The sequence below is a fragment of the Intrasporangium sp. genome (genome assembly GCF_039812505.1).
Lineage (GTDB): Bacteria > Actinomycetota > Actinomycetes > Actinomycetales > Dermatophilaceae > Intrasporangium_A.
Genome location: NZ_JBDIAQ010000235.1, coordinates 1 through 3,594 on the forward strand (window position 1 = coordinate 1; position 3,594 = coordinate 3,594).

General features: G+C 73.5%; 4 protein-coding genes. 1 reads left to right on the forward strand and 3 read right to left on the reverse strand.

Features of this window, described 5'->3' with window-relative positions; genetic code table 11:
• The coding region (locus WMI84_RS17515) for a hypothetical protein (protein WP_347355056.1) at positions 1 to 1,059 on the forward strand (1,059 nt) is incomplete at its 5' end.
• 10 nt (positions 1,060 to 1,069) lie between these two features.
• On the opposite strand, the gene WMI84_RS17520 is transcribed toward WMI84_RS17515, so the two are convergent.
• The 3 genes from WMI84_RS17520 to WMI84_RS17530 all read right to left on the reverse strand — a co-directional run.
• On the reverse strand, positions 1,070 to 1,828 hold the full coding sequence (locus WMI84_RS17520; protein WP_347355057.1) for an SDR family oxidoreductase: 759 nt from the start codon (positions 1,826 to 1,828) through the stop codon (positions 1,070 to 1,072).
• 48 nt (positions 1,829 to 1,876) lie between these two features.
• A complete protein-coding gene (locus WMI84_RS17525) occupies positions 1,877 to 2,884 on the reverse strand; it encodes an acetamidase/formamidase family protein (RefSeq protein ID WP_347355058.1) in 1,008 nt (335 codons plus the stop codon).
• 117 nt (positions 2,885 to 3,001) lie between these two features.
• A partial coding sequence (locus WMI84_RS17530) for a LysR family transcriptional regulator substrate-binding protein (RefSeq protein WP_347355059.1) occupies positions 3,002 to 3,594 on the reverse strand: 593 nt, incomplete at its 5' end.

The window sequence follows — 3,594 nt, forward strand, 5'->3', positions numbered from 1 at the left end:
GCACCGAGCCGCGCGAGCACCGGCACGCCCCGGCCGGCCGCCACGCTGACGGTGACCCGGCCACCTGACGCCATGACCGCCTGGCTGGCCCTGGGCGAGCACGTGCTGGCCTGGGCCGGCTGCGACCGGTGCGGCGACGGGCGCGAGAACCAGCTGCAGGTGGCCGACCGAGCCACCGGCCGGGTCCGGACCGTGGCCCGGACCAGCTACCCGGGTGGGCACCTCGGCTGGGTCGGGGTGGACCAGGACCGGCTGTTCTGGGTGGACTGGCAGCGGGAGCAGTCCCTGGAGGACCTCGGCTCGAACTGGCGGCTGCGCACCTGCCTGCTGCCCGGCTGCCAGGCCATGACCATCCAGACCGGGGCAAAGGACAAGACCAGCCCGCCCTACCCCACCATCGCTGCCGGACGCCTGGTCGTGCCGCTGCGCCCGCCCTGGGCGGTCGTGGCCCCGGGCACGACCCAGGTGCGCATCTACGACACGGCCACCCTCGAGCAGACGGCCGACCAGCGGATCAACGCCAGCGCCGACGAGGTGCACCTGGCCGGCGACCGGCTCGTCTTCGAGAGCATGACCCCGTACCCGGCCCGGCCGGTCACCCGGCCCACGCCACCGCGACACACCGACATCTACACCCTGCGGCTGGGCGCGCCCCCGCAGGACGCGCGAGCCCTGAGCAGGACCGGGTCGGACCGTCTGGCCAGCGCGTCCCAGACGACGGTCGCATGGGTTCACCGCGACCTGCCGGACGGAGCCACCGGCAGCATCTGGGCGGCCGCGCTCACCGCGGGACAGGCACCGCGGAAGGTGAACGACACCCTCTCCGACGGCGTCTGGCTCGCCGACCGCTGGCTGGTGTACGTGACCTCCGGCGCCGCCGAGCTGCGCGCCCTGGACCTGCGCACCGGCAAGCAGCTGCGCCCACTGGCCGGCCCCCCCGACGGCGCCGCCTGGCCCGCCGGGGTCGCCACCCACGGCAACCAGGTCGCCTTCAGCACCCGCAACCCGGACACCCTGCAGGAGACGCTGCACGTGACCACCCTCGGCACGTCCACGTAGCGGACCCGGGTCAGAGCTGGATGCCTCGCGTCAGGGCACCGTCGACCAGGATGTTCGCCCCGCTGATCCGGCCGGCCCGCGGGCTGGCGACGAACACGACCGGCGCCGCGATGTCCTCCGGTCTGCCCATGTGCCCCGTCGGGTTCAGCCCGACGGCCATCTCGTAGAGCGCCGGGTCGTCCCGCTCGATGCCGGCCCACACCCCGCCCTTGAAGTACGTGTTGCCCGGGGAGACGGTGACCGCCCGGATCCCCTTGCCGGCCAGCTGGATCGCCAGGCCGTGGATGTACCCGACGATCGCGGTCTTCGCGACCCCGTACGGCCCGGAGGCGAAGTCCGACTCGCGTCCCGAGACGCTCGAGATGGCCACGATGCAAGCGGCGTCGCTCCGCTCGAGGTGCGGCAGCGCGGCCTTGACCAGCCGGACCGTGTGCATGAGGTCGACGCGCAGGCTCGTCTCCCAGTTCTCGTCGGTGTCCGGGATCGCGAGGGCGCTCACGTTGGCGACGACGATGTCGAGCCCACCGAAACGCTGCGCCGAGTCGTGCACCCACTGCCCGAGCGCCTCGGCGTCGCCGACGTCCAGGCACGTCCCGACCGTCGTCCCGCGACCTGCCAGCGCCGCCTCGGTCGCCGCCACGTCATCGGCGCTGCGCGAGCAGTACCCGACGAGTGCGCCCTCGTCGAGGAAGCCCTCGACTATGGCGCGTCCGATACCTCGCGTGCCGCCCGTCACGAGGACCCGTCTGCCGGTGAGCTGCAGTTCCATGGCCAGCCTTTCGTCGATGGTGCCGGGATGAGTGGTATGCCGCCGAGCTCAGCGCGTGCGGAGCGCTCGGGCCCGCTCGCGCAGGTCGGCGTGGATGCCGTCGAAGGCTCGGGCGGTCGGCAGCAGCGCCTTGGCCGCCTTGACGACGACGCTGTAGTTGGCGTCGACGACGTTGGCGACCGGCACCTCGGCGATCTGCGAGCACAGCTGGTAGGCGTCCATGACGTGCAGCCGGTACAGCTGCGCGACCCAGTGCACGAGTTCGGCGTTGGCGATGCGCCACGAGTCCTCCATGGGACGGCTCGACCCGACGGTCATCCAGTGCGTGTCGTCCTCGATCCGCGGCCAGGCCGGGGCGCCGCCCTTGACGAGGTCGACGATGATCGTCGAGGTCATCGCACCCTCCACCGCGGTGCCGCACGCCTCGCCCTCGCCCTGCCGGTAGTGGCCGTCGCCGACCGAGAACAGGGCACCCTCGACGTTGACGCCGAGGTAGACGGTGGCGCCGGGCCGCATCTGCGGCGTGTCCATGTTCCCGCCGAACCGTTCGGGCACGAGCGAGGACCTGGCCTCTCCTCCGGCGGGGGCCACCCCGACGGTGCCCAGCATGGGTTCGAGCGGCAGCTCGATGTGGTGGTCGCTGTGCCGGGCCGCGAACCCGACCGTGCGCCGGTCCCGGTCGAGCTGGTAGATCCACGTGGTGTCGGGCAGGTGGTCCTGCAGGGTGACGACCCGGTCGGTGCTGGTCATGCCCCCGAAGAACGGGATCGCCGCCGAGGCGCCCCAGTCGCGGGCCGGCTCGAGGTCGACGAGGTGCAGCACGAGGGTGTCGCCGGGCTCGGCCCCCTCGACGTGGAAGGGCCCCGTCTGCGGGTTGACGAAGCGCAGGTCCACCTTGTCACCGGAAAGGTCGTCCACAGAGCGCAGCACCCCGCCGAAGGCGTCGTCGGACCAGAGCCGCAGGACGGTGCCGGGCTCGACCCGGGCCAGGGGCGCCACCCCACCGAACGTGTAGGCGTACTGGTCACGGGTGGGTGTCAGCTCGACGACGTCCATGGCCCAACCTAGCGCCGGGCGAGGGCCCTTGGCAGCCCCCGGACCGATTGCGGGCCAGCCTCCGGGGGCGAGGGGTTCCCGCGCCGGTCCCCACCCGGCGGAGGGCGGCGGACCGCCTCAGCCGCCTGCCCCGCCGGCGCCTGCTGCGGTGGCGACCCGGGCGCGGACCAGCCGGCGGAAGAGCTCGGCCGCAGGCGAGAGCGGCCCGGGCCGCCAGCACATGCAGAGCGTCCGCGGCACCGGGTGGCGCAGGGGTCGCACCTCGGCGCCGAGTGCCGCTGCCGTCTGCGCCAGCGAGGCCGGCAGCACCGCGGCCCCGGCACCCACCAGGACGAGGTGGATCGAGGTCTCCCGACGGCCCAGCTCGATCGCGACCCGGACCTCCCGTCCCTCCTCCCGGGCCCACTGCTCCACCAGGTCACGGACCAGCGTGCCGCGCGCCCCCGTGATGAGGCCGTGCGCGAGCAGGTCGGGCCACGTCAGGGTGCGGTTCCGACCCACCCGGGTGCCGGGGGGAAGCACGGCGAAGAGCTCCTGGGTGGCGATCACCTCCATCCTCAGCTCGTCCGTGTCCTGCGCGCGCTGGTCGAGCACGCCGATCTCGCACTCCCCGGAGCGGACCAGCTCGCGCACCACCTCGATCTCCTCGGGCTGGGCGATCGTCAGGGTGACGCCCGGGGCCGCCGTCCGGAACGCGCTGATGACCGGCG